At 64.1% G+C, this 25,426-nt stretch carries 28 protein-coding genes; 7 read left to right on the forward strand and 21 right to left on the reverse strand.

Annotated elements, in window-relative coordinates:
* Positions 1 to 64: 64 nt before the first annotated feature.
* The 3 genes from pyrI to PQU89_RS10205 form a co-directional block, all read right to left on the reverse strand.
* Complete coding sequence (pyrI, locus tag PQU89_RS10195) at positions 65 to 532, reverse strand: aspartate carbamoyltransferase regulatory subunit (RefSeq protein ID WP_189374787.1); 468 nt, start codon at positions 530 to 532, stop codon at positions 65 to 67.
* Positions 533 to 543: 11 nt separating this feature from the next.
* The gene (gene pyrB, locus PQU89_RS10200; RefSeq protein WP_047968249.1) at positions 544 to 1,464 is read right to left on the reverse strand and encodes an aspartate carbamoyltransferase; all 921 of its coding nucleotides are present in this window, start codon (positions 1,462 to 1,464) and stop codon (positions 544 to 546) included.
* A 301-nt stretch (positions 1,465 to 1,765) separates the two neighbouring features.
* Positions 1,766 to 3,844: a methyl-accepting chemotaxis protein gene (locus PQU89_RS10205; RefSeq protein WP_272765716.1), complete on the reverse strand. Its 2,079-nt coding sequence runs from the start codon at positions 3,842 to 3,844 to the stop codon at positions 1,766 to 1,768.
* A gap of 70 nt (positions 3,845 to 3,914) precedes the next feature.
* On the opposite strand from PQU89_RS10205, the gene PQU89_RS10210 reads away from it, so the two are divergent.
* Both PQU89_RS10210 and PQU89_RS10215 read left to right on the forward strand, forming a co-directional pair.
* Positions 3,915 to 4,085: a hypothetical protein gene (locus PQU89_RS10210; protein WP_272765717.1), complete on the forward strand. Its 171-nt coding sequence runs from the start codon at positions 3,915 to 3,917 to the stop codon at positions 4,083 to 4,085.
* Positions 4,086 to 4,201: 116 nt separating this feature from the next.
* Positions 4,202 to 5,416 carry an HD-GYP domain-containing protein gene (locus PQU89_RS10215; RefSeq protein WP_272765718.1) on the forward strand — a complete coding sequence of 405 codons (1,215 nt, stop codon included), beginning with the start codon at positions 4,202 to 4,204 and terminating at the stop codon, positions 5,414 to 5,416.
* A 55-nt stretch (positions 5,417 to 5,471) separates the two neighbouring features.
* On the opposite strand, the gene PQU89_RS10220 is transcribed toward PQU89_RS10215, so the two are convergent.
* The 6 genes from PQU89_RS10220 to PQU89_RS10245 all read right to left on the reverse strand — a co-directional run bounded on the left by PQU89_RS10220 (position 5,472) and on the right by PQU89_RS10245 (position 8,588).
* On the reverse strand, positions 5,472 to 6,401 hold the full coding sequence (locus tag PQU89_RS10220) for a GGDEF domain-containing protein (RefSeq protein WP_272765719.1): 930 nt from the start codon (positions 6,399 to 6,401) through the stop codon (positions 5,472 to 5,474).
* A gap of 161 nt (positions 6,402 to 6,562) precedes the next feature.
* On the reverse strand, positions 6,563 to 6,907 hold the full coding sequence (locus tag PQU89_RS10225; protein WP_272765720.1) for a nucleotide pyrophosphohydrolase: 345 nt from the start codon (positions 6,905 to 6,907) through the stop codon (positions 6,563 to 6,565).
* A 65-nt stretch (positions 6,908 to 6,972) separates the two neighbouring features.
* Positions 6,973 to 7,305 carry a VF530 family protein gene (locus tag PQU89_RS10230; protein WP_272765721.1) on the reverse strand — a complete coding sequence of 111 codons (333 nt, stop codon included), beginning with the start codon at positions 7,303 to 7,305 and terminating at the stop codon, positions 6,973 to 6,975.
* Positions 7,302 to 7,700, reverse strand: coding sequence for a YkgJ family cysteine cluster protein (locus PQU89_RS10235; RefSeq protein ID WP_272765722.1), 399 nt, complete (start codon positions 7,698 to 7,700; stop codon positions 7,302 to 7,304). The genes PQU89_RS10230 and PQU89_RS10235 overlap by 4 nt, the downstream gene beginning before the upstream one ends.
* A gap of 168 nt (positions 7,701 to 7,868) precedes the next feature.
* Positions 7,869 to 8,330, reverse strand: a complete 462-nt coding sequence (locus PQU89_RS10240) for a DMT family transporter (RefSeq protein WP_272765723.1) — start codon at positions 8,328 to 8,330, stop codon at positions 7,869 to 7,871.
* 78 nt (positions 8,331 to 8,408) lie between these two features.
* Positions 8,409 to 8,588: a hypothetical protein gene (locus tag PQU89_RS10245; protein WP_272765724.1), complete on the reverse strand. Its 180-nt coding sequence runs from the start codon at positions 8,586 to 8,588 to the stop codon at positions 8,409 to 8,411.
* A 300-nt stretch (positions 8,589 to 8,888) separates the two neighbouring features.
* On the opposite strand from PQU89_RS10245, the gene PQU89_RS10250 reads away from it, so the two are divergent.
* Positions 8,889 to 9,527, forward strand: a complete 639-nt coding sequence (locus tag PQU89_RS10250; RefSeq protein ID WP_272765725.1) for a YitT family protein — start codon at positions 8,889 to 8,891, stop codon at positions 9,525 to 9,527.
* A gap of 131 nt (positions 9,528 to 9,658) precedes the next feature.
* On the opposite strand, the gene PQU89_RS10255 is transcribed toward PQU89_RS10250, so the two are convergent.
* The 7 genes from PQU89_RS10255 to PQU89_RS10285 all read right to left on the reverse strand — a co-directional run bounded on the left by PQU89_RS10255 (position 9,659) and on the right by PQU89_RS10285 (position 16,124).
* Positions 9,659 to 10,120, reverse strand: coding sequence for a DUF3806 domain-containing protein (locus PQU89_RS10255; protein WP_272765726.1), 462 nt, complete (start codon positions 10,118 to 10,120; stop codon positions 9,659 to 9,661).
* A gap of 124 nt (positions 10,121 to 10,244) precedes the next feature.
* Entirely contained in the window at positions 10,245 to 10,898 is a 654-nt protein-coding gene (locus PQU89_RS10260) for a CPBP family intramembrane glutamic endopeptidase (RefSeq protein WP_272765727.1), read from the reverse strand.
* Positions 10,899 to 11,051: 153 nt separating this feature from the next.
* Positions 11,052 to 13,031 (reverse strand): peptidase U32 family protein, encoded by a 1,980-nt coding sequence (locus PQU89_RS10265; protein ID WP_272765728.1) that lies wholly within the window; start codon positions 13,029 to 13,031, stop codon positions 11,052 to 11,054.
* 307 nt (positions 13,032 to 13,338) lie between these two features.
* Positions 13,339 to 13,653, reverse strand: coding sequence for a hypothetical protein (locus PQU89_RS10270; protein WP_272765729.1), 315 nt, complete (start codon positions 13,651 to 13,653; stop codon positions 13,339 to 13,341).
* Between the two features lie 146 nt (positions 13,654 to 13,799).
* Positions 13,800 to 14,036, reverse strand: a complete 237-nt coding sequence (locus PQU89_RS10275) for a DUF2789 domain-containing protein (protein ID WP_272765730.1) — start codon at positions 14,034 to 14,036, stop codon at positions 13,800 to 13,802.
* A gap of 355 nt (positions 14,037 to 14,391) precedes the next feature.
* Entirely contained in the window at positions 14,392 to 15,360 is a 969-nt protein-coding gene (locus tag PQU89_RS10280; protein ID WP_272765731.1) for an NAD-dependent epimerase, read from the reverse strand.
* Between the two features lie 2 nt (positions 15,361 to 15,362).
* A complete protein-coding gene (locus PQU89_RS10285; RefSeq protein WP_272765732.1) occupies positions 15,363 to 16,124 on the reverse strand; it encodes a glycosyltransferase family 2 protein in 762 nt (253 codons plus the stop codon).
* A 494-nt stretch (positions 16,125 to 16,618) separates the two neighbouring features.
* Here PQU89_RS10285 and waaC point away from each other — a divergent pair, with 494 nt between their 5' ends.
* From waaC to PQU89_RS10300, 3 genes are read left to right on the forward strand one after another with little or no spacing between them, the layout of a single operon-like run.
* Positions 16,619 to 17,575, forward strand: coding sequence for a lipopolysaccharide heptosyltransferase I (waaC, locus tag PQU89_RS10290; protein WP_272765733.1), 957 nt, complete (start codon positions 16,619 to 16,621; stop codon positions 17,573 to 17,575).
* A complete protein-coding gene (gene waaA, locus PQU89_RS10295; RefSeq protein ID WP_272765734.1) occupies positions 17,572 to 18,825 on the forward strand; it encodes a lipid IV(A) 3-deoxy-D-manno-octulosonic acid transferase in 1,254 nt (417 codons plus the stop codon). The genes waaC and waaA overlap by 4 nt, the downstream gene beginning before the upstream one ends.
* Before the next feature lie 14 nt (positions 18,826 to 18,839).
* Entirely contained in the window at positions 18,840 to 19,385 is a 546-nt protein-coding gene (locus PQU89_RS10300; protein ID WP_272765735.1) for a GNAT family N-acetyltransferase, read from the forward strand.
* Positions 19,386 to 19,485: 100 nt separating this feature from the next.
* Here the strand turns inward: PQU89_RS10300 and PQU89_RS10305 are convergent, their stop codons facing one another.
* From PQU89_RS10305 to PQU89_RS10315, 3 genes are read right to left on the reverse strand one after another with little or no spacing between them, the layout of a single operon-like run.
* Positions 19,486 to 20,859 (reverse strand): NAD(P)(+) transhydrogenase (Re/Si-specific) subunit beta, encoded by a 1,374-nt coding sequence (locus PQU89_RS10305; protein WP_272765736.1) that lies wholly within the window; start codon positions 20,857 to 20,859, stop codon positions 19,486 to 19,488.
* A gap of 10 nt (positions 20,860 to 20,869) precedes the next feature.
* Positions 20,870 to 21,166: a proton-translocating transhydrogenase family protein gene (locus tag PQU89_RS10310; RefSeq protein ID WP_047967458.1), complete on the reverse strand. Its 297-nt coding sequence runs from the start codon at positions 21,164 to 21,166 to the stop codon at positions 20,870 to 20,872.
* On the reverse strand, positions 21,159 to 22,316 hold the full coding sequence (locus PQU89_RS10315; protein ID WP_272765737.1) for a Re/Si-specific NAD(P)(+) transhydrogenase subunit alpha: 1,158 nt from the start codon (positions 22,314 to 22,316) through the stop codon (positions 21,159 to 21,161). Before PQU89_RS10315 ends, PQU89_RS10310 begins: the two co-directional genes overlap by 8 nt.
* A 595-nt stretch (positions 22,317 to 22,911) precedes the next feature.
* Here PQU89_RS10315 and ugpQ point away from each other — a divergent pair.
* On the forward strand, positions 22,912 to 23,649 hold the full coding sequence (ugpQ, locus tag PQU89_RS10320; protein WP_272765738.1) for a glycerophosphodiester phosphodiesterase: 738 nt from the start codon (positions 22,912 to 22,914) through the stop codon (positions 23,647 to 23,649).
* Here the strand turns inward: ugpQ and PQU89_RS10325 are convergent.
* Positions 23,583 to 24,401, reverse strand: a complete 819-nt coding sequence (locus PQU89_RS10325; RefSeq protein ID WP_272765739.1) for a substrate-binding periplasmic protein — start codon at positions 24,399 to 24,401, stop codon at positions 23,583 to 23,585. The two genes, ugpQ and PQU89_RS10325, sit on opposite strands and share 67 nt — an antisense overlap.
* Before the next feature lie 194 nt (positions 24,402 to 24,595).
* Entirely contained in the window at positions 24,596 to 25,399 is an 804-nt protein-coding gene (locus PQU89_RS10330) for a phytanoyl-CoA dioxygenase family protein (protein WP_272765740.1), read from the reverse strand.
* Between the last annotated feature and the right edge of the window lie 27 nt (positions 25,400 to 25,426).

A 25,426-nucleotide genomic window follows, 5' to 3' on the forward strand; every position in this document is an offset into this window, starting at 1 on the left:
GGCCGCAAGCATGAAAAAGGCGGCAGCGGCTGCCCGCGACCGCCCGCTGCCGACACCGGCAGGCTTAGCGCACGTCGACCACGATGTCCTTGCTGAACACCTTCTCGCAGTACTTGCACTTCATCTTGGTGTCGTGCTCGGTGACGCGCACGCTGAAGTGGCTCTGCACCGGCTCCACGTGCGACACGCAGTTGGAGTTGGGGCAGGCAAAAATGCCTTCCACCGTGTCCGGGATCGCCAGCTTCTGCTTGCGTACCACGGCAAAATCCTCGATCACGCTGACGGTGCCGCGCGGCGCAAACAGCGCCAGCTCGTTGGCCTGTTCCTCGCTCAGCACCACGTTCTCAACCTTGATCAGGTCCTTGCTGCCCATGTGGCCGCTGGGCAGGTTGAGGCCGACGGTGACGCGCTCGCGGTATTCCGCCAGCTGGAACAGGCGCAGGATGCGCAGGCCCTGGCCGGCCGGAATGTGGTCGATCACGGTGCCGGATTTCAGCGCCTCGACATTGCGGGCATACACTTTTTCAGTCATGGTTTTTCCTTTCACACCGTTTCGTTGAGGACCAGCGACAGCAGCGCCTGGCGGGCGTAGACACCGTTTTTCGCCTGCTCGAAGTAGTAGGCGTGCGGCGTGGCGTCGACGTCGGTGGTGATCTCGTCCACCCGTGGCAGCGGGTGCAGGATCTTCATGTTCGGGCGGGCGCTGCGCAGCATGTCGGCACGCAGCACGAACTGACCCTGGATCTTCTTGTACTCGGCCTCGTCGAAGCGCTCGCGCTGCACGCGGGTCATATACAGGATGTCGATGTGCGGGATCACTTCCTCGATGGTGGCGGCGATGCTGTAGCTGATGCCGCGCTCGTCCAGCTCCTCGCACAGGTAGTCCGGCATCGCCAGTGCCTCGGGGCCGACGAAGTAGAACTTGGCGCCGAACAGCGACAGCGCCTGCGCCAGCGAATGCACGGTGCGGCCGTATTTCAGGTCACCGACAAAGGCCACCGTCAGGTTGTCGAGACGGCCCTGGGTTTCCTGCAGTGTGAACAGGTCGAGCAGCGTCTGCGACGGGTGCTGGTTGGCCCCGTCGCCGCCGTTGATGATGGGCACGCTGGAGAACTCGCTGGCCACGCGCGCGGCGCCTTCCTTCGGATGGCGCATGATGATGGCGTCGGTGTAGGAGCTGATGATGCGCACGGTGTCGGCCAGCGTCTCGCCCTTCTTCGCCGAGGTGTTGGCGCCGTCGGCAAAGCCGATCACGTTGCCGCCCAGGCGCTGCACCGCGGTCTCGAACGACAGCCGGGTACGGGTCGACGGCTCGAAGAAGCAGGTCGCCAGCAGGCGGTCCTTCAGCAGGTCACCACGCGGCGCGGCCTTCAGTTGTGCCGCCGTCTGCACGACCAGTTCCAGTTCCTCGCGCGTGAAATCCGGTATCGAAATGATGTGCTTGCGATAAAGCGGGTTGGGCATGGCGGTCACCTTTGGCAATAACAGAATCAATGGCTGAAAAAAAAGCCCCTGATGCCGGATCAGGAGCTTCTTTATATATCAATGCAGCGGCCCGGCGTCGTGTCGACCCCGTACCGGCAACGCCTGGCGACGCGCAGACAGCGCGGCGGGGCAAGGAAGCGGGCAGGGTAAGGGCGACATGGCGGGTCTCGCAAAGCAAACCGGCGGATTATACGAAAATCACCGCGCGCTGTCAGGCCAAAGCGGGCAATAAAAAAACGCCGCCCATGACGGACGGCGTTGCGGGGACGGCGGGTGGTGCTCAGAGACGGAAATTGCCGACCAGCGCTTCCAGGCTGGCGGACTGCTCGCGCAGCTGCTCCACCGCGGCGCGTACCTCGCGCGCCACTTCGCTGTTGGACTGCGCCATGGTGCTGATGCGCTCCACGTTCTGCGCGATTTCCGAGGTGGCGTTCGACTGCTCCCGCGTCGACGACGCGATATCGCCGATGTTGTCTACCAGATCGACGCTTTTCTCGTACACGCCCTTCATCGCCACGTTGGCCTCCTCGGCGATGCCGACGCTGACCGACACCAGCTCGGTACTGCGCTTCACCTCGTCCACCGCGTCGTTGGTCTCGCTGCTGATGGCGTTGACGATGCGGCTGATCTGCACCGTGGCCTCGGCGGTGCGACCGGCGAGGTTGCGCACCTCGTCCGCCACCACCGCAAAGCCGCGCCCCTGTTCGCCGGCGCGCGCCGCCTCGATGGCGGCATTCAACGCCAGCAGGTTGGTCTGATCGGCAATATCCTTGATCACGCCGACAATGGTGCTGACCTCCGCCGAACGCGCACCCAGCGCGCCCATGCGTCCGGCCAGCGCCTGCATATTGCTGGTCATGCGCTGGATCTCACCGGTGACCTTGTCTACCGTCGCCACGCTGTGCTCGGTCAGCACGCCGGTTTCGCGCGCCATGCTCTCGGCCAGCATCGCGGTATCGGCGATATGGTGCACGCTGACGGTGACCTGCTCCACGCCGGCGGCGGTGGCGCTGGCGGCGTCCGACTGCTGCGCCGACGACTGTTCCACCTGCACCGCGGAGTCGGCCAGCTGGCCGGCGGAACGGCTCACCGCCAGGCTCTGCTCGCGCACCTCGATGAACATCTCGCGCAGGCTCTCGATGAAGCGGTTGAAGGCGGCGGCGGTGCGGCCGATTTCGTCACGGTTGCTGACGGTGAGGCGCAGCGTCAGGTCGCCCTTGCCGCTGGCGAACTGCTCCATGGTTTCCGCCAGCGTGTTCAGCGGCCGCGTCAGGGTACGGATCAGCAGCGTCAGCACCAGGATGATCAGCGCCAGCGCGATGACGCCGACCACGATGGCGGTATTGCGCTGGCTGTTGGCGGTGGCGGTAATCGCCGCGGTCGGCACGCTGACGCCCGCGGCCCAGAACTGGCCGCTGTCCGCCACCTTGATCGGGTAGAAGAAGTGGGTAAAACCGCCGTCTTCGTAGACGAAGCGCTCGCCCTTCCTGATCTTGTCGAGGTTGGCCGCAAGCGGATCGCCACTGGCCACCGCCTTGCCGACCAGCTCCGGCTGCGGGTTGACCACGAACAGGCCGCCCTCGGACACCATGCGTACATAGCCGGTGTCATACAGGCGGATGGCGCCGAACTGCTTCTGCAGGTCGTCCAGCGCCAGATCGACGGCGGACACCCCCAGCATCTTGCCGGACGCGTCCTTCATCACCACCGCCAGCGAGCTTTCCAGCACCTGCTTGCCCTGCACGTCGTAGAAGAACGGCTCGGTGATGGTGTCGCGGCCGCGCGATTTCGGCACGAAGTAGAAATCGCCCCAGCCGGATTTTTCATAGTCCGGTGCGTACTCGGTGAGCCTGTCCTGCCACTCCGGGAATTTTGCCACCCGGTCGCTCGACATCATCACGTCCAGCGCTGCCTTGCCGTCGCCACCGCGCGTCAGGTACGGCGTGTAGCGCCCGGTCGGGTCGTGCTTCGGCCAGTCGCGGCGGAATTCGTCGTCGCGACCGTCCAGCGCGTTCGGCTCCCAGATCATCCACGCGCCGATGATGCCCGGCGTATTGTCCAGCGAGCTGAGCAGGATGTTGTCGACAACCTTGCGCTCCACCGCCTGCGCGCGCTGCAGCCCCTGCACGCTGGCGGCCATGCTGCGCGGAATGGCGAAGCCGTTGGCCAGCTTGGCCTCGACACTGTCCGCCACGCGGCCGGCCTGCTCCGAAGCCAGCTGGTTACCCTGCTCGACTGCGGCGTCATAACTTTGCTTGGCGATGATGGCGATCATCACCGCAAAACCGACCGCCACCGCCACCGCGGCAACGCCGATGATACGGTTCCCCAGATGCCCCCAACGTGTACTCTGCGTCATGCCCTGCACTCCTGTAGCTCGCGTTATCCGGCTTTATTGTTAAGTCGTTATACCTAGAATATCGACTTGCATGAAAATTGACTATCGCCAGCGCGGAATAAGAAAAAATGCACCAATTTTCATTGGTAAATTGCCAAAATTATTATTAATCACTATTTATTTGAATAAAATAATGATAACCAGTATCAATACAAATAAAACCCTATTTGCATCGCCGATTGCCGCCATAATCGGCGGATAAGCTTTGTGGCACAAACTTGTCGTGGATCACCATGCGCCGGCCACCGTACTGCCAACATCGGCTTAAGCACTGTTTTTAAAACATTTTTCCTGAGCAGACGCCAAGAAAACCACGCCATGATCAAGTGTATTGATATTGCCGACGTCAAGATCGGCATGTATGTGCATGACCTGAACTGCGACTGGACCTCTCATCCTTTTTTCCGCAAGCGCTTCCTGATCAAGAGCGATGACGAAATCGCCAAGATCGTCGAAGCCGGTATTCACGAGATTTACATCGATACCGAAAAGGGTCTGGACGTCAGCCATGCGCGCAGCGTGGACGAGGTCAACGCCAGCTTGCAGCAGCAGATGATCGAGGCGGTCACCGGCAAGCCGGCACCGATCATCACGCTGTCGTTTGCCGAGGAGCTGGGCCGCGCCAACCGCATCAAGAGCCAGGCGCACGCGCTGGTCAAGACCGTGATGCAGGATGTGCGCCTGGGGCGGGCGGTGGAGCTGGAGCAGGTCGAGCCGATGATCGAATCGATCACCGAATCGGTGCTCAGCAACAGCGGCGCACTGCTGACGCTGCTGCGCATCAAGAACAAGGACGACTACACCTTCCTGCATTCGGTCAGCGTCGGCACGCTGATGATCGCCTTCTGCCGCTCGGTGGGCATGGACATGGAAACCATCCACCTCGCCGGGCTGGGCGGCATCCTGCACGACACCGGCAAGGCGCTGGTGCCGGACGAGGTCCTCAACAAGCCGGGGCGGCTGACCGAGGACGAGTTCGACATCATCAAGCGCCACCCGCGCGACGGTTTCGACATCCTCAGCCGCACCGAGGGCATCGGCGAGATTCCGCTCGACATCACCCTGCATCACCACGAACGTGTCGACGGTAGCGGCTACCCGCACAAACTGAACGGCGACACCATCAGCACGCTGGCCAAGATGGCGGCCATCGTCGACGTCTACGACGCCATCACCGCCGATCGCTGCTATCACAAGGGCATGGCGCCGACCGATGCGCTGCGCAAGATCTTCGAATGGTCGAAATACCACTTCGACCCCAAGCTGGTGCAGGCCTTCATGCGCTGCGTCGGCATCTACCCGGTCGGCACGCTGGTGTTGCTGGAATCCGGCAAGCTGGGGGTGGTGATCGAGCAGCACGACAGCAACCTGCTGACACCGAAGATCAAGGTGATGTTCAGCAGCAAGAGCAATACCTATTTGCAGCCGGAAATCATCGACCTGTCGCGGCCGCTGGGCTTTGGCGGCGGCGACAAGATCGTGCGCCACGAGGCGCCGGAAAAGTGGGGCATCAACCCCTTGCGTTTCATGTGAAACAACAACGGCCACCGGCAAACGCGGGTGGCCGTTTTGTCGTGGCGTGGTCGGCTTACAGCTGCTGCAGCTCGAACTGGCGGCCGCCACGGCGCTTGGCGCGGTACATCGCCTGATCGGCCTCGGCCAGCACCTCGGCCGGCATCGTCGCGCCGCTCTTGAACAGGCAGATGCCGACCGACAGGCCGAGCCGGTTCGGGGGCGACAGCTCGGCAAACGGCTCGTCCAGTGCCTGGATGATCTTGCCGGCCACCGCGCGCGCGCCGCTCTCGGTGACGCCTTCCAGCAGGATGGCAAACTCGTCGCCGCCGATGCGCGCCAGCAGGTCGGTACCGCGCAAGGCCTGCTTCAGCCGCGCGGCAATCGCCGACAGCACCGCGTCGCCGGTGTCGTGACCGTGGGCGTCGTTGATCGGCTTGAAGCGGTCGAGATCGATGAACAGCAGCGCGCACAGGCTGGACGCGCTGTCTGCGGCCAACCTTTCCAGTTTCAGTTCCAGATAGCGGCGATTAGCGAGATTGGTCAGCGCGTCGCGGTGCGCCATCTCCAGCAGGTGGCCCTGCAGCAACTGCAGGCGCTGCGCTTCCTGGCGCTGGCGGGTGACGTCGTGGCGGGTCTGCAGCACGCCGTCCACCTTGCCGCTGGCGTCGCACAGCGGCGTCAGCGTGATCTGGTAGTGTCCCGGCCGGCCATCGGCCTGCGGCAGGCTCAGCTCCATGCTCTGCGGCGCGGCCGTGGCCAGCACCTGGGCGAAGCTGTCGGCGCTCAGCCCGGGCAGCGTCACCGTCGCCAGCGTGGCGCCGGCGGCCAGCTGTTGCAGCGCCGGCTGCGCATCGGGACAGCACTGTGCGGCATGATTGGCAAATTCCAGCTGCCCGTGCCCGTCAAACAGCAGCACCGGGTAGGGCAGCGCCGCGTACAGCTGTTGCAGACGGGTGGCAGATGGCGAGGCGGCGTGGAAAGACAGCGTGTCGGCTTGGTTCATCGGTCGGGATCTGGCGGCAAACACAATCGGCCAGCTTAGCACAGGCTAAGCCAACGGCATGTTTGCTTGCCGGCGTCGCGCCGGATAGAAAAGTATTGAATTATCAATTGCCGCTGCTTTCTATAAATAACATCCGTGAGCTACGGCAAAACTGTGGCAATTTATTCCCGCCCGGCGGCCGGATATTTCAGCGCATTCTTTTGCAGCTTGTCCTGCAACGCGTGGTCGAGATCGACGCCGCAGACATCGGCCAGCCGCACCAGGTACATCATCACGTCGGCGATTTCCTCCTGCAGCCGCTCGAAGGCCTGCGGCTCGCTCGCCATCGCCGCCGCCTCGGCGTCGCTACGCCACTGGAACAGTTCCGCCAGCTCGCCGACCTCGCCGGTCAGCGCCAGCATCAGGTTGCGCGGGGTGTGGAAACGCTGCCAGTCGCGCTCGTCGGCAAACTGGCGTTGTGCGGCGATCAGGCCACGGGCATCGAGCAATACGGCGGGCACGGTCATCGGCGGCTCCTTGCGTGAAAAAGCCGCGACGCGTGTCGCGGCCGGATGGTTTGCCGGCAGCCGGCTCAGGCGTCGTCGGTCGGCGGCGTCTTGCGGGCAAACAGGATGGTCGGCGCCCTGGACGCGCCCTGGCCGGCCGGCGCGCGCGCGGTGGCCGCCTTCGGCGCCAGGCTGCGCTTCGGCTTCTTCAGCTGCAGGTACAGCGCCTCCACCTTGTCGCGCGCCCACGGCGTGCGGCGCAGGAAGGCGAGGCTGGACTTGATGCTCGGCTCGTGGCTGAAACAGCGCACCGCAATGCGGCTGGCGAGACCATCCCAGCCGTAGTGGGCGTGCAGCTCGGTCAGCATCGCTTCCAGCGTCACGCCGTGCAGCGGATTGTTGCTTTGTTTGTCGCTCATATACTCACCTTGCGGCCATGCTGCGGATTACGGGTGTAGGCGCAAAACCCCGGCCGCGGGCCGACCTGCGGGTGATTGCGGCAGGTATTCGGCCGCAGCGCGTAGATGCTGCACAGCCGGGTTTTCTGGTCCAGATACTGGCAATCGCCGTTGGCGCGTTGCGTCAGTGTGAAAATACCGTTCTTGAAGTTGAAATGCTGGATGATGCGCTGCTTTTCCAGACGTTTGGCGATGTTCTTGATCGGTTCTTCCAGCTCGAACTCGTCCACCACGCCGATGCGCACCAGATCCGGCAGCTTCACTTCCACCGGCATGCTGCAACAGCTGCCCATGCAGTCGCTGCACAGGCCGTTCTTGTACTTTACCCACGTATCGAGGCGCTCGATATCGGCCACACTGATTCCTTAAAACCCTGATTCGGCAGCATTTCTGCCGCCGCAATGAAAAACAGCGGATTGTAACGCAATCCGCTGTTGCCATTGTGCTGTTTGTCGGCCGGCGCTGCCGGAGCGGCCACGGTCCGACTCACCGCCACGGTTTCACATGAAACGCCACGCCACCCGTTACTTGCCGATGCGGTCGCCCAGATTCACCAGCAGCACCCCGGCCACCACCAGCAGCGCGCCAGCCAGGCGCCAGCTGTTGATCTCCTTCAGCGGCATCCCCAGCCAGCCGTAACGGTCGAACAACAGCGACGCACACACCTGGCCGGCGATGATCAGCGACAGCATCACCGCCACCCCCAGCCGTGGCGCCAGCAGCGTGGTGCCGAACACGAACAGCGCCCCCAGCGCGCCACCGGTCAGCATCCACCATTCCGCACGCGGCAGGGCGGCGAGGCCGACCCACTTCTGCCCGGTCAGCAGCGCGGCGATGGTCAGCGTCACGCTGCCGACGGCAAACGACACCAGCGCCGCCAGCACTGGGCTGCCGCCGATCAGCAGCTTCAGCTGGTGATTGATCGCCGCCTGCAGCGGCACCACCACTCCCATCACAAACGCCAGCGCCAATAACAGCCCGTTCATCGCATCACCCCCCGAAGTAAGCCACCGATGATCCCGCCATCATCGCCGGCTGGCAAGCAAGGCCGCGTGCCGCAGCGACTACACCGGCACGCCGATGGTCGCCGGCGGCGGCAACGGCGCCGGCTCATGCGCCGGCGTGTCCAGCCCGAACAGCCACACCAGCAGCAGCAAGGCCAGCATCAGCACACACATCAGCAGCGAAAAGCGGGTGTAGGGATCGCGGTAGTGACGCAGGAAAAAGCGGCGCAAAAAATCCATGATCGGCACGGCAAGAGAAAGGGCGGATGCTGCCGTTGTAGCACGAAATGCGGCGGCATTCCGGCTGGTGTCGCCGGCGCCTGCAAGACAGCGGCCAAGGTTGGCCGAAAGCAGCGGCCGGCACCATGCGGGTGCAAGCGCCGCGGCCGGTGCGGCATTTTGCCCCACCACAAGGCGCACAACCGCTCAACGCCACGCGTCGCCCGCCGCTTGGCTGGCAGGCTTCTTGCTGCGACGGCTACCGGTGCGGCGCCCTTACCCGGTGCGCCGTTTCTGACAATTCCCCCAAACGGTATCCACATGACTACCGACACCACGCGCCTGACAAGCGGACACAATCCGCTGGCACACAGCCGGGCAGAAGACCTGCTCGCCATCCTGATCGGCACCACCTTCATCGGCTTCGGCATGGCCATGTTCGTGCAGGCCGGCCTGCTCACCGGCGGCACCGCCGGCATCGCCTTTTTGCTGCACTACCAGGGCCTCGCGCCGTTTGGCTGGCTGTTCTTCCTGATCAACCTGCCGTTCTACTGGCTGGCGCTGCGCCACATGGGCGCGGCCTTCACCGTGCGCACCTTTGTCTGCGTCGCGCTGGTGTCACTGCTGTCCACGCAATGCCGCGAGCTGTTCCCGTTTGCCGGCACCCTCAACCCGTACTCCACCGGCCTCTTGGGCGAGCTGCTGCTCGGCATGGGCCTGATCGCGCTATTCCGCCACAAGGCCAGCGTCGGCGGCATCAACATCCTGGCGCTGTACGTGCAGCAACGCTACGGCCTGCGCGCCGGCAAGCTGCAATTCGGCATCGACCTCTTGATCCTGCTGGCATCATTGCTGCTCTGCAGCCTGCCGCAACTGATCGGCTCGCTGATCGGCGCCGCCGCGATGAGTCTGGTGATCGGCTTTTATCACCGGCCGGATCGTTACATCGCGGCATCGTAAGCAAGGTTGTCCACAAAGCATGACAGCTTGTGGCCAACTTTTTTTGTCAATCGAGGTAAACGTTGGGCTTCGCAAGCTCAGCCCAACCTACTGTGCTGCATTTCTCATGACTGTACGACTAAAGGTCATGCTTATTGCAGAGCCTGGATACGCTGTCTGGTGTGATCTGCTATGCCGTTGTAAAGCGTAAAAACATCGACAGTTTCCCCACTCTCAATGCGTTTGGAGATCATGGTTAGCGGGAACAGCAGGAGGGAGGAGTTCTGGTATTGCAGCGCTGGGTCACGACCATATTCATCACTAACCATCACCCACTTGAATTCCAATTCTTGGACGAACACATCCCCCAGTACCACGCCCATCGCCTGTAGTTCGTATGTCTGGTCGAGGCGGAATTGCCTAGCGTCCAGCAAGGCACGCAAGGCGCCGAGCTTGCTGGGTACAGTGGAGTGATCACCCGCCGGCAGGAAGTATTGGACCAATTGGCGCTGAGCATTGAGGGCGGCGATATCCTGTTCCCCCAGCGGGGATATTTCTTGTGCGGCCAACATCTGGCTCCCGAACAACAGTAGTAGTAGCAATGATCGGCTCATGTGGGATCTCTTCTTAGGGCCTGCCTGTGTTTACCACTTGCCCTTGTTGTTTCATGTGGCACAGATGAATCCACCCTGCTGGCAAATGCTAGCCTGCTGCTCTGCTAGTGCATCAGCAGCAGCCTCACCCCTGGTGAAAGAAGGGCACGATATCCCACAGGATATGCGCCAGCACCGGAGGCCATAGCGTTCGTTTCCAGAGATAGGCAATACTGAGTGTCAACCCGAAGGTGAGTACCCATACCACGCCCAGCGGCCCTTGATACAGGTGATAAAGCATGCGTACCAGCAGCGATATGCCCAGGGCCAGCGACGGACCTTGATGATGTAGACCGCGAGCCAGCACGCCTAGTAGGAAGACTTCCTCGAAGGTGCCGTTGATCATGGCAAAACATACGATAGACACGAGCGACAGCTCCGCAAAGGAGAAGCGGCTCATACCGTGCTGACCGGCAATGTGTGTGAGACTCGCTACCCCCGAAGTTATCAGTCCGCTGGCCAGCCAAGCAATTACGGTTAGCAGCAATCCGGCCAGTGTGCTGCGCCAGCTTGGTCGAGGGTAAAGGTCGGCAATGTCAAAACCCTGTGCCCGTAGATAGAGCAAGGCGGTGGCGGCAAGTATCAGCTCAATGAGGATCATGCCGGCATTGCTGTCATCGCTGAGCGTAAGCATGGGGAATCCTGCGCTGACGATTTGTAGGGATGTCAGCGTAGGCAGGCCAAAACAGATAAGGCTGATGATGAGTGCCTGGGTTGGGTAAAGGTTGAACTTTGGCATGGGTAGTCGCTTTGATGAGGTGATCGGCCGGAGCTTTGGCGGCAACAAGACACCTCCCATTATGACAAAAGGGCAAGCCGACTGGCTTGCCCTTGTTGTTTGTTAAAGGAGAACTCCTGCGGCCAAGGTTGGCCGCATCAATCATCCGCTAGCTCACGAAGCAGGCCGCTGCTTGAAGAAGGTAATCGGCGCCGTCGCCGGGATCTCGCTCGGTGGAGGCGATTTCAGGATGTGCTTCTTCATCTTGCCCATCACGTGCATCTCGCACGGGCGGCATTCGAATTTCAGGGTGTAGGTCTCGTCGCCGGATTTCAGCACCATCGGGTCGGCGCGCACCTGGCCCATCACGCCCTTCACGCCCTTGGCCTGCTTCGGACACAGGTTGTAGGAGAAGCGCAGGCAGTGCTTGGTGATCATCAGGCTGACTTCGCCTTCTTCCTGGTGCGCCTCGTAGGCCGGCTCGATGACTTCCACGCCGTGCACCTTGTAGAAATCCCAGGCCTTGGCGTTGTAGACGTTGGCGAGGTAGCTGAGGTTTTTTTCCGGATACGGTACCGGCGGCTCGACGGGCGCCTTGCGCGGCTGGCGCGGCCATGCGGCCAACCTTGCGGCTTCCAGTTTTTCCACCGCGTCGCGGCGCAGCGCGTTGATCACCGATGACGGCACGAACCACGGCTGCGCCAGGTTCAGCGCCACGTCGTTGGCCACGAACAGGGTGTTGCCGAGCTTGGCGACGGCGTCGCGCAGGCTGGCTTCGGCGCGGACGGCGTCCTTGGCCGGCTCCAGCGCCAGTGGCGCGTGGGCGGTGGCGCTACAGCCGTCCTCGTCGGTGACGGTCAGCGCCAGGCCGTCGGCGGTCTGGTCCAGATTCAGCCACACGCCGATGCGGCGTTCTGCCGATTTTTTCAGCAGCGACAGCTCCCACGCGTGATCGCGGTTGCGGCTGATGCGGGTGCCGGGCTTGAGGCCGGCCAGCACCGCCGGGTCGTTGGGCACGCAGCGCCACAGCAGCTCGCCGCCCGGCACGTGGCCGATCTGCTGCACGGTGTTGAGCTGCATGCCGACAACTTCGCGCTTCTTCATGTAGTTGATGCCATCGCCGTTGGCCATGCTGTCGGCGGTGGCGATCTCCAGCCAGTTGTCGCCGACCCAGTGCACGCTGCCCAGCTCGACGCCGACGAATTTCGGCGAGTCGAAGGCGCCGATGTCGATCTTGCGGCCGGTGGCGAAGTAGTCGGTGGCACCGCGGTGGAAGGTCTTGTCCGGATCGGGCGCGAAGTAGATTTCGCTGCTGCCGCTGGAGGCGGGCGCCAGTTCCGGCCGGCGCTCGATGATTTCGTCGAGCAGCAGGCGGTAGTGGGCGGTGATGTTCTTGACGTAGCTGACGTCCTTGTAGCGGCCTTCGATTTTCAGCGAGCGCACGCCGGCGTCGAGCAGCGCTTCGAGGTTGCGGCTCTGGTTGTTGTCCTTCATCGACAGCAGGTGCTTGTCGAAGGCGACCACGCCGCCTTTTTCGTCGGTGAGGGTGTACGGCAGGCGACAGGCTTGCGAGCAATCGCCACGGTTGGCGCTGCGGCCGTTGTCGGCGTGGCTGATGTAGCACTGGCCGGAGAAGGCCACGCACAGCGCGCCGTGGATGAAGTATTCGATGGTGGCACTATCGCCGACGTTGTCTGCAATGGCACGGATTTGCGGGATGGTCAGCTCGCGCGCCAGCACCACCTGCGAAAAGCCGGCATCGGACAGAAAGCGCGCCTTGGCGGCGTCGCGGATGTCGCACTGGGTGGAGGCGTGCAGCTGAATCGGCGGCAGGTCCAGCTGCAGGATGCCCATATCCTGCACGATCAGCGCGTCGACACCCGCGTCGTACAATTGCCAGATCAGCGTGCGCGCGGCGTCCAGCTCGGCGTCGTGCAGGATGGTGTTGAGCGTGGTGAAGATGCGCGCGTGGTAGCGGTGGGCAAACTGCACCAGCTCGGCGATCTCCGCCACGCTGTTACAGGCGTTGTGCCGCGCGCCAAAGCTCGGCCCGCCGATATAGACCGCGTCCGCACCGTGCAAAATCGCCTCGCGGCCGATGTCGATGTTCTTGGCGGGGGACAACAGCTCAACCTGGTGCGGCAACAGACTCATGAATACTTCCTGCGGTGGGTGGGGGCAAGGCGCGGAATGATAGCAGAATCAGGTACTTGGGTGGGATCGATGTTGCGGCCAACGTTGGCCGCAACACTACCCGACCGGGGGACGACGCGCGGTCATCCCCGGGTGCTGATGCGGTGGGTGGCGGCTAGAACGTGTTCACGATCTCGCGAGCCAGAACGAGGCAAGGCGAAAACGGCTGGGGAAGCGGCGTTTATCCGGATATCAACCCGCATGCCGAAGCCGTTTTCAACGCGGTCCCGCCCATTTAGCGATCATTCGCAGCAGATCGTGCAGGTTCTTAGCCGATGACGCGCAGGATTTCCCAGCGCTGGGTGCCGGACACCACGTGCGGCTCCAGCGCCTTGCTCCACGCGGCGTGGTCGGGCAGGGCGCCCAGCTTGCTCCAGGCCGCATCCAGCTCGGCCAGATCGGCGATCTCGATTTCGGACTGGATGGTGGACTCCTTGACGCCGATCGAGCCGGTCAGCAGCCGCACGCGCTGCGGCGTCCAGCCGACCTGCGAGCCGATGTCGCGCAGCCAGCGCTGCATCTCGGCGATGACTTCCGGTTTGTGGCCAAACTTGGCCTCGATACTCCAGCGGGCGATCATCATGACGGGCTCCTCGGGCAGCGTTATAACCCAGCATAGACCATGCCGCCGCGACACCAAACGTTGGCCGCAGCCGCCGGCAAGCCGTTGATCTGGCTGTCATTTATTGCCGCCTCGGCGCCGGCCGTCATCCGCGCCGGATGGTGGCGTCAGCCGCGTTGCTGCAGCAGAGTCGCCAGGGTATCGACCGCGTCCGACCATTCCGCGTCGCAGTCCAGCGACTGGCGCAGGAACGCGGCCTGGCTCGCGCTCCAGAACGGCGCCTCCGCCAGCACCACCTGTTCCGGCAGCGGATGGCTCTGTACAAACTGGTTGATCGCCTTGGTGCTGTTGTCCAGTCCGAGCTGTGCAAACAGCTCGGTCAGTTCGTGATGCCCGGTATCCATGATTGCCGCCTCCCGTGCTGGAAAATTCATCAGTTCAGCTTAGACCGTGGCGCAAAAATTGCCGCATCGTCGCGGCGGCAAACCGTTGCAGGTGCCATCGGCAACGGCGCGGCCAACGGTGGGCAAGCCTGGCCGTCACACCGGCGGTAGCAGCAGGATGACGCGGCAAGGCGGTAGCACGGCGCCACAGCCGCCCGCCACGTGCCTGGCGTGCGCTTCCGTCAGCACGAGGTGTTGACGACGGCAGCGGGCGCTGGCGGCCGGTTTACGGGCCGCCAGCCACGATACAGCGCGAGTGACGCCGCGGCCGCCGGCCAGCGGCGGGGTGCAAGGTCGCCGTTGCGCTGGAGAACGCTCAACACTGGTGGTAACCGCGATACCAGTCGACAAACGCCTGCATGCCGTCGCGCAGCGGCGTGTCCGGCGAGAAACCGACCGCATCGCGCAGCCGCGCGGTGTCGGCGTAGGTGACCGGCACGTCGCCGTCCTGCATCGGCAGGTATTGCTTGACGGCTTCGCGGCCGCAGGCGGCTTCGGTGGCCTCGATGAAGGCCATCAGCGGCACCGGGTTGTGGTTGCCGATGTTGAACACCGCGAACGGCACGTCACCGCTGGCCGGATGCACCATCACCCGCAGCACGCCCTCGACGATGTCGTCGATGAAGGTGAAATCGCGCTGCATCTGGCCGTGGTTGAACACCTTGATCGGGTCGCCGTTGAGGATGGCCTCGGTAAACAGCCACGGCGCCATGTCCGGGCGGCCCCACGGGCCGTAGACGGTGAAGAAGCGCAGGCCGGTGACCGGCAGCTGGTACAGGTGGGCGTAGCTGTGTGCCATCACCTCGTTGGCCTTCTTGGTGGCGGCGTAGAAGCTGACCGGCTCGTCGACGCGATCGTCCTCGCTGAACGGCACCTTGGCGTTCTTGCCGTAGACGCTGGAGGAGCTGGCGAACACCAGGTGCTGTACCGGGTGGCGGCGGCAGGCTTCGAGGATGTTGGTATGGCCGACCAGGTTGCTCTGCGCGTAGACGTGCGGGTTGTCGATGCTGTAGCGCACCCCAGCCTGGGCGGCGAGGTGGATCACGTAGTCCGGGCGCTCGGCGGCAAACAGCGCGTCGAGGGCGGCCCAGTCCGCGATGTCCAGCTTGTGGAAAACGAAGCCGGCACGACCCTGCAGCGTGGCCAGACGCGCGTGTTTCAGCGCCACCGCGTAGTAGTCGTTGAGGTTATCCACAGCGATCACTTGCACATCGCCGCGATCCAGCAGTTTTTCACATACCGCGCGGCCAATGAAACCGGCGGCGCCGGTGACCAGTACTTTCATCGTCATTTTTCCTGTGGGCGAAGCCGGTGCAGCTCGATCAGCTTCGCGTATTTGAGATAACTGTTGAAGCAGCCAATGCTGATGTGGACAAGTCCGGGCAGGCCGTCGCGAAACCCCTGCCGCAGCAGGTAAAACTTCACGAAGCGCAGCAGCGGGCTGAGCAGCAGCTTGGCGATGCCCGCCTTTTTCCCGCGCTGATACAGCGTTTCTGCCTGCAGGCTGGTGTAGCGGTTCTGTTTACCGAGGTACAGCGCGATGTCTTCGCCGGATTCGTGCATCAGGTCACCGCCCAGGGTGCCGACTTCGCCATTGGCGATCACGTACTCGTGCACTACGTCGTCGGACCAGCGTGCCTGCCGGCGGTCGAACAGCCGCAGGCTGTAATCGGGATAGCCTTCGCCAAACTTCAAAAAACGGCCCATGAACTTGTTGCTGCGCGCGAAGCGGTAGGCACCAAGTGCCGGATTGTGCAGCAAGCTGCTGATTTCATGGCGTAATTTTTCTGATAACCACTCGTCGGCATCCAGACACAGCACCCAGTCGTGGCTGGCCTGCTGTACCGCGAATTGCTTCTGCGGACCGAATCCCAGCCACGTTTGGTGGATAACTTTTGCCTTATAGGCAGAGGCTATTGCCAATGTCCTGTCGGTGCTCCCCGAATCCACCACCACGATCTCGTCGGCAAAGGCGCAGCTTTGCAGACATTTTTCCAGCAGCGCTTCGGCATTTTTGGTGATCAGAACCACGCTAAGTTGGCGCGACATTCTTTCTAGTACTTTCTAGTTATATAAAGGATAAGGATAGTAGAAGGCAGTGCCGGTCTGTGGATAACACGTTAAAGACCATTTTTTTCAACGACTTGCACTATCGCCTAGCTTGTCGTTGCCGCAGCTGGAATGGCGTGCATCAGTTGTGGACAATTTTGCCATCTTGCCGCGCTGCCCGCTTATCCACAATCTCTTGTCAGCAATGACGCAAACCGTGTGTCCAGCCGTTTTAGGCTGCACCTCATCTTTTCATTGTTTGCCTATTTTAAATATGAAGATACTGATGTAGTGGACACTTTTCTGTGGATAACCCGCTATTTAGCAATGTTTTCAACAGTTTGGCTTGTTGGGCGCTGGGTCTTTGAAGGGCCTGCCAGCCACAGGACAGCTTGTGGACAGTTTTGACGATATTTATCCACTGCCAGTTATCCACAAAGCGGTAGCCCTGATTTTACTTGGTTAACCACAGGGCTGCCCGTAAAATCCGGCGCATGAAAAACGTCCTGTTGCTGCGCACATCGTCGATGGGCGACCTTATCCACACCTGGCCGGCACTGACCGATCTGGCACGCCACCGCCCGGAGCTGACGGTGAGCTGGCTGGCGGAAGAAGGCTTCGCCGACATTCCCGGTCTGCATCCTCTGGTGAGCCGCACCATCCCCATCGCCTGGCGACGCTGGCGCAAGAACCTGTTCAAGGCCGCCACCTGGCGCGAGATCGCGACGCTGCGGCACACGCTGGCCACCACGCGCTGGGAACTGGTGCTGGACGCGCAGGGGCTGTTGAAGAGCGCCATTCCCGGACGCTGGGCCAACGGCCCGCTGGCCGGCTACGACCGCGCCAGCATCCGCGAACCGCTGGCCAGCCGTTTTTATGACCGCCGCTACGCGGTCAGCCGCCAGCTGTCGGCGATCGAGCGCAACCGCCAGCTGTTCGGCGTTGCCTTCGGCTACCGGCCCGAGGGCGCCCCGGTATTCGGCATCCGCTGTGGGGATCGTCTGCCGTGGCTGGCCGGCGGTGACTACGCGGTGCTGCTGCACGCTACCAGCCGCGACAGCAAGCTGTGGCCGGAGACGCACTGGATCGCGCTGGCGCAGGCACTGCAGCGGCAGGGGCTGGCCATCGTCATTCCGTGGGGCAGTGCGGTGGAACAGCAGCGCGCGCAAAGGTTGGCCGCGGCCATTCCCGGCGCGGTGCTGGCACCGAAGATGAATCTGCGCGAGGCGGCGGCGCTGCTGGGCCACGCCGCGGCGGTGATCGGCGTCGATACCGGCCTGACCCACCTGGCCAACGCGCTGGATGTGCCGCTGGTGGCGATCTATACCGATACCGACCCGGCGCTGACCGGGGTGGTGGAAACCGCGCGGGCGGCCAACATCGGCCGTGCCGGCGAGATCCCGGCGGTGGACGCGGTGCTGGCGCTGCTGGCGCGAGTGCGCGGCGCATGATCGCGCGCGCGCTGTACAGCCTGCTGTGGCCGCTGGCGACGCCGCTGATCAAGCACTACCTGCGAAAACGCGCGCGCCAGGCACCGGCCTATCTCGAACACTGGGACGAGCGCTTCGGCGACGCGCTGCCGCAGGCGGGCGGCGAGGTGATCTGGCTGCACGCGGTGTCGGTGGGCGAGACGCGCGCGGCACAGCCACTGGTGGCCTTGCTGCGTGAACAGTATCCACAGGCGCGTTTCGTCATCACTCAGATGACGCCGACCGGGCGCGCCACCGCGCAGCAGCTGTACCCCGACGCCGAGGTGCGCTACCTGCCGTACGACAACGCGCGGGTGATGCGCCGCTTTGTCGCCGCGCTGCGGCCGCGCTGCCTGATCCTGATGGAAACCGAGATCTGGCCCAACCTGTTGCACGCCTGCGCGCAGGCCGGTGTACCGGCCTTCCTGGTCAATGCGCGGCTGTCGGAAAAATCGCTGCGCGGCTACCGCCGCATCGGCGCGCTGATCCGCCCGGCGCTGCGCCAGTTGCGCGCGGTGGCGGCGCAGAGCGAGGCCGACGCCGCACGGCTGGCGACGTTGGGCGCGGCCAACATCCGCGTGTGCGGCAATACCAAGTACGACTTCACGCCGCCGCCGGCGCAGCTGGCACTGGGGGCAGCATTTCGCGAACGTATCGGCCAGCGGCCGGTGTGGCTGTGCGCCAGCACCCGCGACCGCGAGGAAGCGCTGATCCTGGCGGCGTGGCGTGCGGCCAAGATGGGCGACGCCTTGCTGCTGCTGGTGCCGCGTCATCCGGAGCGCTTCGCCGGCGTCGCCGCGCTAGCGGCGGAGCAGGGTTTTGCCGTGCAGCGGCGCAGCGACCCGCTGCCGGTTTCACGTGAAACGCAGGTGTGGATAGGCGACAGCATGGGCGAGCTGTTCGCCTATTACGCCGCCGCCGATGTCGCCTTTGTCGGCGGCTCGCTGCTGGATTTCGGCGCGCAGAACCTGATCGAGCCGGCCAGCATCGGTGTGCCGGTGTTATTGGGGCCGTCGACCTATAATTTTGCCGAGGCCAGCCAGTTGGCGCTGGCCGCCGGTGCCGCGCGGCAGGTGACCGACGCCGGCGCCCTGGTGGCGCTGGCCTTGCAATTGCTGGCCGACGCGCCGCAGCGCGCGGCAATGCGCGACGCCGGCCTCGCGTTTACCGCGCAGCATCGTGGCGCCAGCGCCCGCATCGTCGCGCTGCTGGCCAGCCAGCTCGATCCATAGTCTAGGAGGCCGTCATGGCAGTGATTACCCCGTCTGACCCGCTACTGGATGGCATCCGCACGCCGCGGCTGGTGCTGGTGGCGCCGCAGGCGGGCGACGGCGCGGCGCTGTTCCAGGCCATCGTCGCCTCGCAGCACGAGTTGCAGGGCTTTGCCGCCGATCTGCCGTGGTCGCAGCCGGTGCTGGACGTGGCGCTGGTGGAGCGCTACTGCTACGAGGTGCAGCGCAACTGGCAGCGCGGTGACAGCAAGGTGGCGCTGCTGTGGCTGGGCGACGAGGTCGTCGGCTGGCTGCGCCTGCAACACCAGCCGGACGAGTCGTGGCTGCTGCAGTTCTGGGGCCACAGCGACTGGCAGGGGCAGGGGCTGTTCACCGAGGCGGTGGAACGGATGCTGGTGCTGGCCTTCGGCCACTACCAGGTGCGCGACATCCGCGTGCCGGTGGCCGACAGCCAGCAGGCGGCACACCGCCTGTGCGCGCGGCTGGGGATGCGGCTGCTGTCGGCGCCGCCGCCGGGCGAGGCGGCCGGGCAGTTCCTGTACGGTGTCGCGCTGCATTGAGCGCGCGGTGCCCACACCGCCAGCGCCATGAAAAAACCCCCGCCGCGTGGCACGCGACGGGGGTTTTGTTTGCGGCCAACCCTGGCCGCAGCGGGCGGCATCAGTGGCCGCCGCCTTTTACCAGCTCTTCCACCACCTTCTTGGCATCGCCGAACACCATCATGGTCTTGTCCAGATAGAACAGCTCGTTGTCCAGACCGGCGTAGCCGGCGTTCATCGAGCGCTTGACCACGATCACGGTGCGCGCCTTGTGCGCTTCCAGGATAGGCATGCCATAGATCGGGCTGGCCTTGTCCTTCTGTGCCGCCGGGTTGACCACGTCGTTGGCGCCGATCACCAGCACCACGTCGGTGTTGGCGAAGTCGGAGTTGATCTCCTCCATCTCCTGCACTTGCTCGTACGGCACCTCGGCTTCCGCCAGCAGCACGTTCATGTGCCCCGGCATACGCCCGGCTACCGGGTGGATGGCGTAGCGCACGTTGACGCCCTTCTCGGAGAGCAGCGTGGCGAACTCCTGTAGCGCGTGCTGCGCGCGCGATACCGCCAGGCCGTAGCCCGGCACGATGATCACGCTGTCGGCGTTGCCCATCAGGAACGCGGCGTCCTCGGCCGAGCCGGACTTGTAGTGCTTCGGCCCGCCGGCGTCACTGCCGCCGCCGCTGGCGGTCTCGGCACCGAAGCCGCCGAGCAGCACGCTGACGATGGAGCGGTTCATCGCCTTGCACATGATGTAGGACAGGATGGCACCGGAGGCGCCGACGCAGGCGCCGGCGATGATCAGCACCGGGTTGTTCAGCGTGAAGCCGATACCCGCCGCCGCCCAGCCGGAGTAGCTGTTGAGCATCGACACGACCACCGGCATGTCGGCACCGCCGATCGGGATGATCAGCGTCACACCCAGTACCAGCGCGATGGCGACCATCGCCAGGAAGGCGGCGTGGCTGTCGCTGACGAAATACAGCACGCCGAAGCCGACCATCGCCAGCGCCAGCACCAGGTTCAGCAGGTGCTGGCCGCTGAAGTTGATCGCCTTGGCGCCGAACTTGCCGGACAGCTTGCCGTAGGCGATCACCGAGGCGGTGAAGGTGATGGCGCCGATGAAGGCGCCGATGAACAGCTCCACCTTCTGCACCGCGGTGTGCTCGACACCGCTGTGGAAGATGGCGGCCACCGCGATCAGCACCGCGGACAGGCCGACCAGCGAGTGCATCGCCGCCACCAGTTCCGGCATGCCGGTCATCTGCACCGTCTTCGCCTTCCAGGCGCCGATGGCGCCGCCGGCGGCGATGGCGCCGATGATCAGCGCCAGTACCGGCTTGTCCATCACCATGAAGGTGGTGGCCACCGCGAGCAGCATGCCGATCACGCCGTAGCGGTTGCCCTGGATGGCGGTGGTGGGCGACGACAGCCCCTTCAGCGCCAGGATGAACAGCACCGCCGCGACCAGATAAAGTATTGCCGAGAGATTTTCCATCGTGTGTCCCTTATTTTTTCTTCTTCTTGAACATGTCGAGCATGCGCTGGGTGACCAGGAAGCCGCCGAAGATGTTGATGCTGGCGAGGAAGATGCCGATGGTGCCCAGCACCGAGGTCACGCTCAGCTCGCTGCCGTTGATGTCCACCACCTGCAGCATGGCGCCGACGATGATGATGCCGGAGATGGCATTGGTGACGGCCATCAGCGGCGTGTGCAGCGCCGGGGTGACGTTCCATACCACGTGGTAGCCGACGAACACGGCGAGGACGAAGATGGTGAAGCTGGTGATGAACGGATCAACCATGAGTGGTCTCCTTCTTGGCTGGGCTTGCCACGTTGGCCGCAGGGAAGCGCACTTCGCCGGCATGGGTGACCAGGGTGGCCGCCAGCAGGTCGTCTTCCAGATTCAGGGTAAAACCTTCCTTGCTGAGCATCAGGCCGAGGAAGGTCAGCAGGTTCTTCGCGTACAGGCTGGAGGCGTCGGCCGCCACCAGGGCCGGCAGGTTGGTGCTGCCCACCACGGTGACGCCGTTGTCGGTGGTGATTACCTCGCCCGGTACCGTTTGCGCGCAGTTGCCACCGGCTTCGGCGGCGAGGTCGATGATCACGCTGCCCGGTTTCATCGCCTGCACCACCTCGGCGCTGAGCAGCGTCGGCGCCTTCTTGCCCGGAATCAGCGCGGTGGTGATGATGATGTCGGCCTGGCGCGCGTGCTTGGCCACCAGCTCGGCCTGCCGCTGCTTGTAGTCGTCGGACATCTCCTTGGCGTAGACGCCGTCGTTGGCTTTTTTCTCTTCATCGCTCATCGGCACTTCGATGAACTTGCCGCCCAGCGATTCCACTTGCTCCTTGGTCGAGGCGCGCACGTCGGTGGCTTCCACCACCGCGCCGAGGCGCTTGGCGGTGGCGATCGCCTGCAGGCCGGCGACGCCGACGCCCATGATCAGCACCCGTGCCGGTTTCACCGTGCCGGCGGCGGTCATCAGCATCGGCATGAAGCGCGGGTAGTAGTGGGTGGCCAGCAGCACCGCGCGGTAGCCGGCGATGTTGTTCTGGCTGGATAGCACGTCCATGCTCTGCGCGCGGGTGGTGCGCGGCAGCAGCTCCATGGCGAAGGCCGATACTTTCCTGGCTGCCAGAGCCGGGAAGGTGTCGTTGTGGTACGGCGAGAGCTGGCCGATCAGCACCGCGCCGTCCTTCAGCTCGGCGATGGCGTCGGCGGGCAGCGGGCGCACGGTGAGCACGATGTCGCCCTGGCCCAGCGCCGCGCCGCGCGATGTGGCCAACGTTGCGCCGGCCTCGACATAGGCCGCATCCGGTGCCGCGGCGTGTCGCCCGGCCCCGGCCTCGATCACCACGGAGTGACCCATGGCGACGAGTTTCTTCACCGTCTCCGGTGTTGCGGCCACGCGGTGTTCACCTGCCAGCCGTTCGGTGGCAATAGCGATTTGCATGGTCTTCCTTTCTGCAAATGGTTGAATGACTAAAAAATAAACAGAGATAGCGAACGCCCGTGCGAGGCTTGATTTCGAACGAGCGTTTGAATTGGTAATTAATCACAAATTTGTGATTTGGCGCAATGCTTTTACATAAAAGCGACATCCGGTTGCCGGCGTTGGCCGCCGGACACGTTGCAGTTGGCTATAGGAATACTGTCTGACAGTTTTTTAATCAAATGATTTGACGATGTATTTTCATCAATCACGCCTTGATAGCACACAACTGTTGCCATTTTTGTACGTTGCTGCGGGGCAACATCCGGACGCCGTGACGACGCTTGCCGCCAGCTGGCAGCCAGAGTTGGCCGCATTCTTCATGTCAAAGCGATTTATTGCGCCGCAATAGCCGTTTCAGTAAACCGTTTTGCCTGCCATGCTGTAAACAAGGGCTTACGCTTAAGGGATAACGCTAACCGCCGCGAACACCCCCCTGATCCTGCGTTGCGCCGCCTGGCCGTAGTACTGGTACGGCCTGTGTTGGCGCGCCTTGGCCCGGGTGCATTGCGAGGTTTTGTTAGCGGTGCCACCCGTTCACGACAAGGAGACGCTCATGCATTGGCCTTATCCGGTGGGCTTTGCCCACCGCCTCGGCGGCGCGCTGGCGCCGGAAAACACGCTCGCCGGCCTGCTGCTGGCACACAGGCTGGGGGTGACGGCGGTGGAGTGCGACGTGCAACTCAGCGCCGACCAGGTGGCGGTGATCGCCCACGACGCCGAGCTGGAGCGCACCACTAGCGGCAACGGCGCGCTGGCGGCGCACACCGCGGCACAACTGCTGCAGCTGGATGCTGGCCGCCATCACCATCCGGCATTTGCCGGCGAGGCGCTGCCCAGTCTGCAAAAACTGGCCGCCGCGCTGCGGCGGCTGGGCATGGCGGTCAATCTGGAGCTGAAGCCGGCTGGCGACGCGCGGCAGATGGGGCAGCTGTGCGCGGCACAGATCCGCCAGCACTGGCAGGGCGCGGCGTTGTTGCCGCTGGTGTCCTCATTCAGCGCCGAGGCGCTGATCGGGGTGCGCGAGGCGGCGCCGGAGCTGCCGCTGGCGCTGCTGGTGGACGAGCTGAACCCGGCGCTGGTGGCGCAGGCGCAGGCACTGGGTTGCCGCGCGCTGCATGTCTGCCACCGGGCGCTGAGCGCGGAGTGGGTGGCACAGCTGCACGGCCTTGGCTTAGCGGTGATGGCGTGGACGGTAAACCAGCCGCAGGAGATGCAGTGCCTGCGTCAGTGGGGGGTCGACATGCTGTGCAGCGACCGTCCCGACCGCTTCGACCCGGCGTGGGCTGCCTGAACAGCATCGCCGGCCAGAATGCGCCGGACGCTGCCATCGCGCAGCATCTGCTGCAATTGTGCCGCCAGTCGCGGCCTGGCGGCCTGTACCGCCGGCGATAGCCGTGACAGCGCGATGCGGCGCGGCAGCTCGCCGGGAAACTGCAATTCGGCGCGGCGATACTGCCTGGCGCCCAGCTCCCGGCTCAGCTGGCTACCCTGTTGCGCATTGATCAGCAGCACGTCGAAACGCTTCGCGCTCAGCTTGCGCAGTGCCAGCCTGGCGCTGGGTGCGGCATCGCGACGCATCAGCCTGTCGTCATCAAAACGCTGGAAATAGCTGGCGCCTTCCACCACCCCGACACGCAGCGCATACAGATCGTCGTAGTGCCGGATCGGGCGCGGATCGTCGCGCCGTTGCAACAGCACGGTGGCGGTGGCCGGCGCGAACGGCGGGTCGAGAAAATCCAGATAGCGGTCGCGCTCGGCGTTGCCGCGGATGCCGATGCTGAGATCGGCCTGGCCGCGCTGCAGCAGCGCCAGGCAGCGTTGCAGCGGGCAGTGCACGATGTCGAGCTGCACGCCGCTGCGCCGTGCCAGCTCCTGCAGCAGCACGGTGTAGGGACCGCCCGGCTTGCCGTCGGCGTCCACGGTCTTGTACGGCTCGAAACGGCTGAAGGCGTATACCAGCGTCGGTGCGGGCGTGGCGGCGGCGCTGGCCGGCGGGGCCAGCCACAGTAGGGGCAGGGCAAACAGCAGGGTACGGACGATCATGGGCAGCGGGCGGGGCAAGGGTTGGCAAGGTGGCGTGTTGCCTCCCGCGGTGGCGGGAGGGCACGCCAAGGCACAGCGTAACATGCCGTGTCGGCCGCAACTTATCTCTTTGACATGGTTGCGGCCAACCCTGGTGCTGATGCTGATGTTGGCCGCGGGCGGCCACGATAGCAGCGCCCGCCACCGTTGCCGCCTCAGCCGGCCGACCACACCACCGGGAACCAGTCCTCGCGCAGCCGCTCGCCGTGGCGCTGGTTGATGCCGGGGAAGGGCGGCGAGGTGCGCCCAGGACGTTCGGCATAGCACACGTCGTCGCCGAGGAAGCGGGCGGAAAAGGCGCGGCGGCGGTTGCCGCCCTGGTTTCCGGCGGCGCCGTGCACGGTGCGGAAATCGAACAGCACCGCGTCGCCCGGCGCCAGTTCCGGCGCGAGGATGGTGTAGCTGCCGTCCTCCACGTCCGGCATCTCCATGTAGTCGTCGTCGCCGGCAAAGAAATTCTCGTTGCTGGCCCAGCGCTTGGGGCGCACCAGCTTCGGCCAGCGGTGCGAGCCGAGCACCACGCGCAGCGTGTTGTCCTGCGTCACCGGATCCAGCGGAATCCAGTAGCTGGCGGTCTGCTCGCCGTCGACACAGTAGTAGGGGATGTCCTGGTGCCACGGCGTGGCCTTGGCGGTGCCCGGTTCCTTCACCAGGATGTGCTCGTGGAAGATCTGCACCTGGCGCGCCCCCATCAGCTGCCCGGCCAGTGCCGCCGCCGGCGACTGGTGGATGAAGCGGGAAAACGGTTCGATACGCTGCCAGTTACAGTAATCCTCGAAGAAACGGCCGCGTTCATTGTTGCCGACGTTCTCGATCGCGAAGGGGCCGGGGGCGGCCAGTACCTGCTCGAAACCGTCGCGCAGCGGTTCTATCCAGTCGCGGAACACGCCGCGCAGTACGATGACGCCGTCGCGCTGGAACGCCGCGATCTGTTCATTACCGATAGTGACTGCCTGCATCTGCTGCTCCTTGCTTGCGGTGGGGAA

This window comes from Vogesella indigofera (assembly GCF_028548395.1).
GTDB classification, from domain to species: domain Bacteria; phylum Pseudomonadota; class Gammaproteobacteria; order Burkholderiales; family Chromobacteriaceae; genus Vogesella; species Vogesella indigofera_A.

Bases quoted from the DNA above. Each gene is read 5' to 3' on its own strand.
- pyrI (WP_189374787.1), bottom strand. From the start codon at position 532: ATGACTGAAAAAGTGTATGCCCGCAATGTCGAGGCGCTGAAATCCGGC.
- pyrB (WP_047968249.1), bottom strand. From the start codon at position 1,464: ATGCCCAACCCGCTTTATCGCAAGCACATCATTTCGATACCGGATTTC.
- PQU89_RS10205 (WP_272765716.1), bottom strand. From the start codon at position 3,844: ATGACGCAGAGTACACGTTGGGGGCATCTGGGGAACCGTATCATCGGC.
- PQU89_RS10210 (WP_272765717.1), top strand. From the start codon at position 3,915: ATGAAAATTGACTATCGCCAGCGCGGAATAAGAAAAAATGCACCAATT.
- PQU89_RS10215 (WP_272765718.1), top strand. From the start codon at position 4,202: ATGATCAAGTGTATTGATATTGCCGACGTCAAGATCGGCATGTATGTG.
- PQU89_RS10220 (WP_272765719.1), bottom strand. From the start codon at position 6,401: ATGAACCAAGCCGACACGCTGTCTTTCCACGCCGCCTCGCCATCTGCC.
- PQU89_RS10225 (WP_272765720.1), bottom strand. From the start codon at position 6,907: ATGACCGTGCCCGCCGTATTGCTCGATGCCCGTGGCCTGATCGCCGCA.
- PQU89_RS10230 (WP_272765721.1), bottom strand. From the start codon at position 7,305: ATGAGCGACAAACAAAGCAACAATCCGCTGCACGGCGTGACGCTGGAA.
- PQU89_RS10240 (WP_272765723.1), bottom strand. From the start codon at position 8,330: ATGAACGGGCTGTTATTGGCGCTGGCGTTTGTGATGGGAGTGGTGGTG.
- PQU89_RS10245 (WP_272765724.1), bottom strand. From the start codon at position 8,588: ATGGATTTTTTGCGCCGCTTTTTCCTGCGTCACTACCGCGATCCCTAC.
- PQU89_RS10250 (WP_272765725.1), top strand. From the start codon at position 8,889: ATGACTACCGACACCACGCGCCTGACAAGCGGACACAATCCGCTGGCA.
- PQU89_RS10255 (WP_272765726.1), bottom strand. From the start codon at position 10,120: ATGAGCCGATCATTGCTACTACTACTGTTGTTCGGGAGCCAGATGTTG.
- PQU89_RS10260 (WP_272765727.1), bottom strand. From the start codon at position 10,898: ATGCCAAAGTTCAACCTTTACCCAACCCAGGCACTCATCATCAGCCTT.
- PQU89_RS10265 (WP_272765728.1), bottom strand. From the start codon at position 13,031: ATGAGTCTGTTGCCGCACCAGGTTGAGCTGTTGTCCCCCGCCAAGAAC.
- PQU89_RS10270 (WP_272765729.1), bottom strand. From the start codon at position 13,653: ATGATGATCGCCCGCTGGAGTATCGAGGCCAAGTTTGGCCACAAACCG.
- PQU89_RS10275 (WP_272765730.1), bottom strand. From the start codon at position 14,036: ATGGATACCGGGCATCACGAACTGACCGAGCTGTTTGCACAGCTCGGA.
- PQU89_RS10280 (WP_272765731.1), bottom strand. From the start codon at position 15,360: ATGAAAGTACTGGTCACCGGCGCCGCCGGTTTCATTGGCCGCGCGGTA.
- PQU89_RS10285 (WP_272765732.1), bottom strand. From the start codon at position 16,124: ATGTCGCGCCAACTTAGCGTGGTTCTGATCACCAAAAATGCCGAAGCG.
- waaC (WP_272765733.1), top strand. From the start codon at position 16,619: ATGAAAAACGTCCTGTTGCTGCGCACATCGTCGATGGGCGACCTTATC.
- waaA (WP_272765734.1), top strand. From the start codon at position 17,572: ATGATCGCGCGCGCGCTGTACAGCCTGCTGTGGCCGCTGGCGACGCCG.
- PQU89_RS10300 (WP_272765735.1), top strand. From the start codon at position 18,840: ATGGCAGTGATTACCCCGTCTGACCCGCTACTGGATGGCATCCGCACG.
- PQU89_RS10305 (WP_272765736.1), bottom strand. From the start codon at position 20,859: ATGGAAAATCTCTCGGCAATACTTTATCTGGTCGCGGCGGTGCTGTTC.
- PQU89_RS10310 (WP_047967458.1), bottom strand. From the start codon at position 21,166: ATGGTTGATCCGTTCATCACCAGCTTCACCATCTTCGTCCTCGCCGTG.
- PQU89_RS10315 (WP_272765737.1), bottom strand. From the start codon at position 22,316: ATGCAAATCGCTATTGCCACCGAACGGCTGGCAGGTGAACACCGCGTG.
- ugpQ (WP_272765738.1), top strand. From the start codon at position 22,912: ATGCATTGGCCTTATCCGGTGGGCTTTGCCCACCGCCTCGGCGGCGCG.
- PQU89_RS10325 (WP_272765739.1), bottom strand. From the start codon at position 24,401: ATGATCGTCCGTACCCTGCTGTTTGCCCTGCCCCTACTGTGGCTGGCC.
- PQU89_RS10330 (WP_272765740.1), bottom strand. From the start codon at position 25,399: ATGCAGGCAGTCACTATCGGTAATGAACAGATCGCGGCGTTCCAGCGC.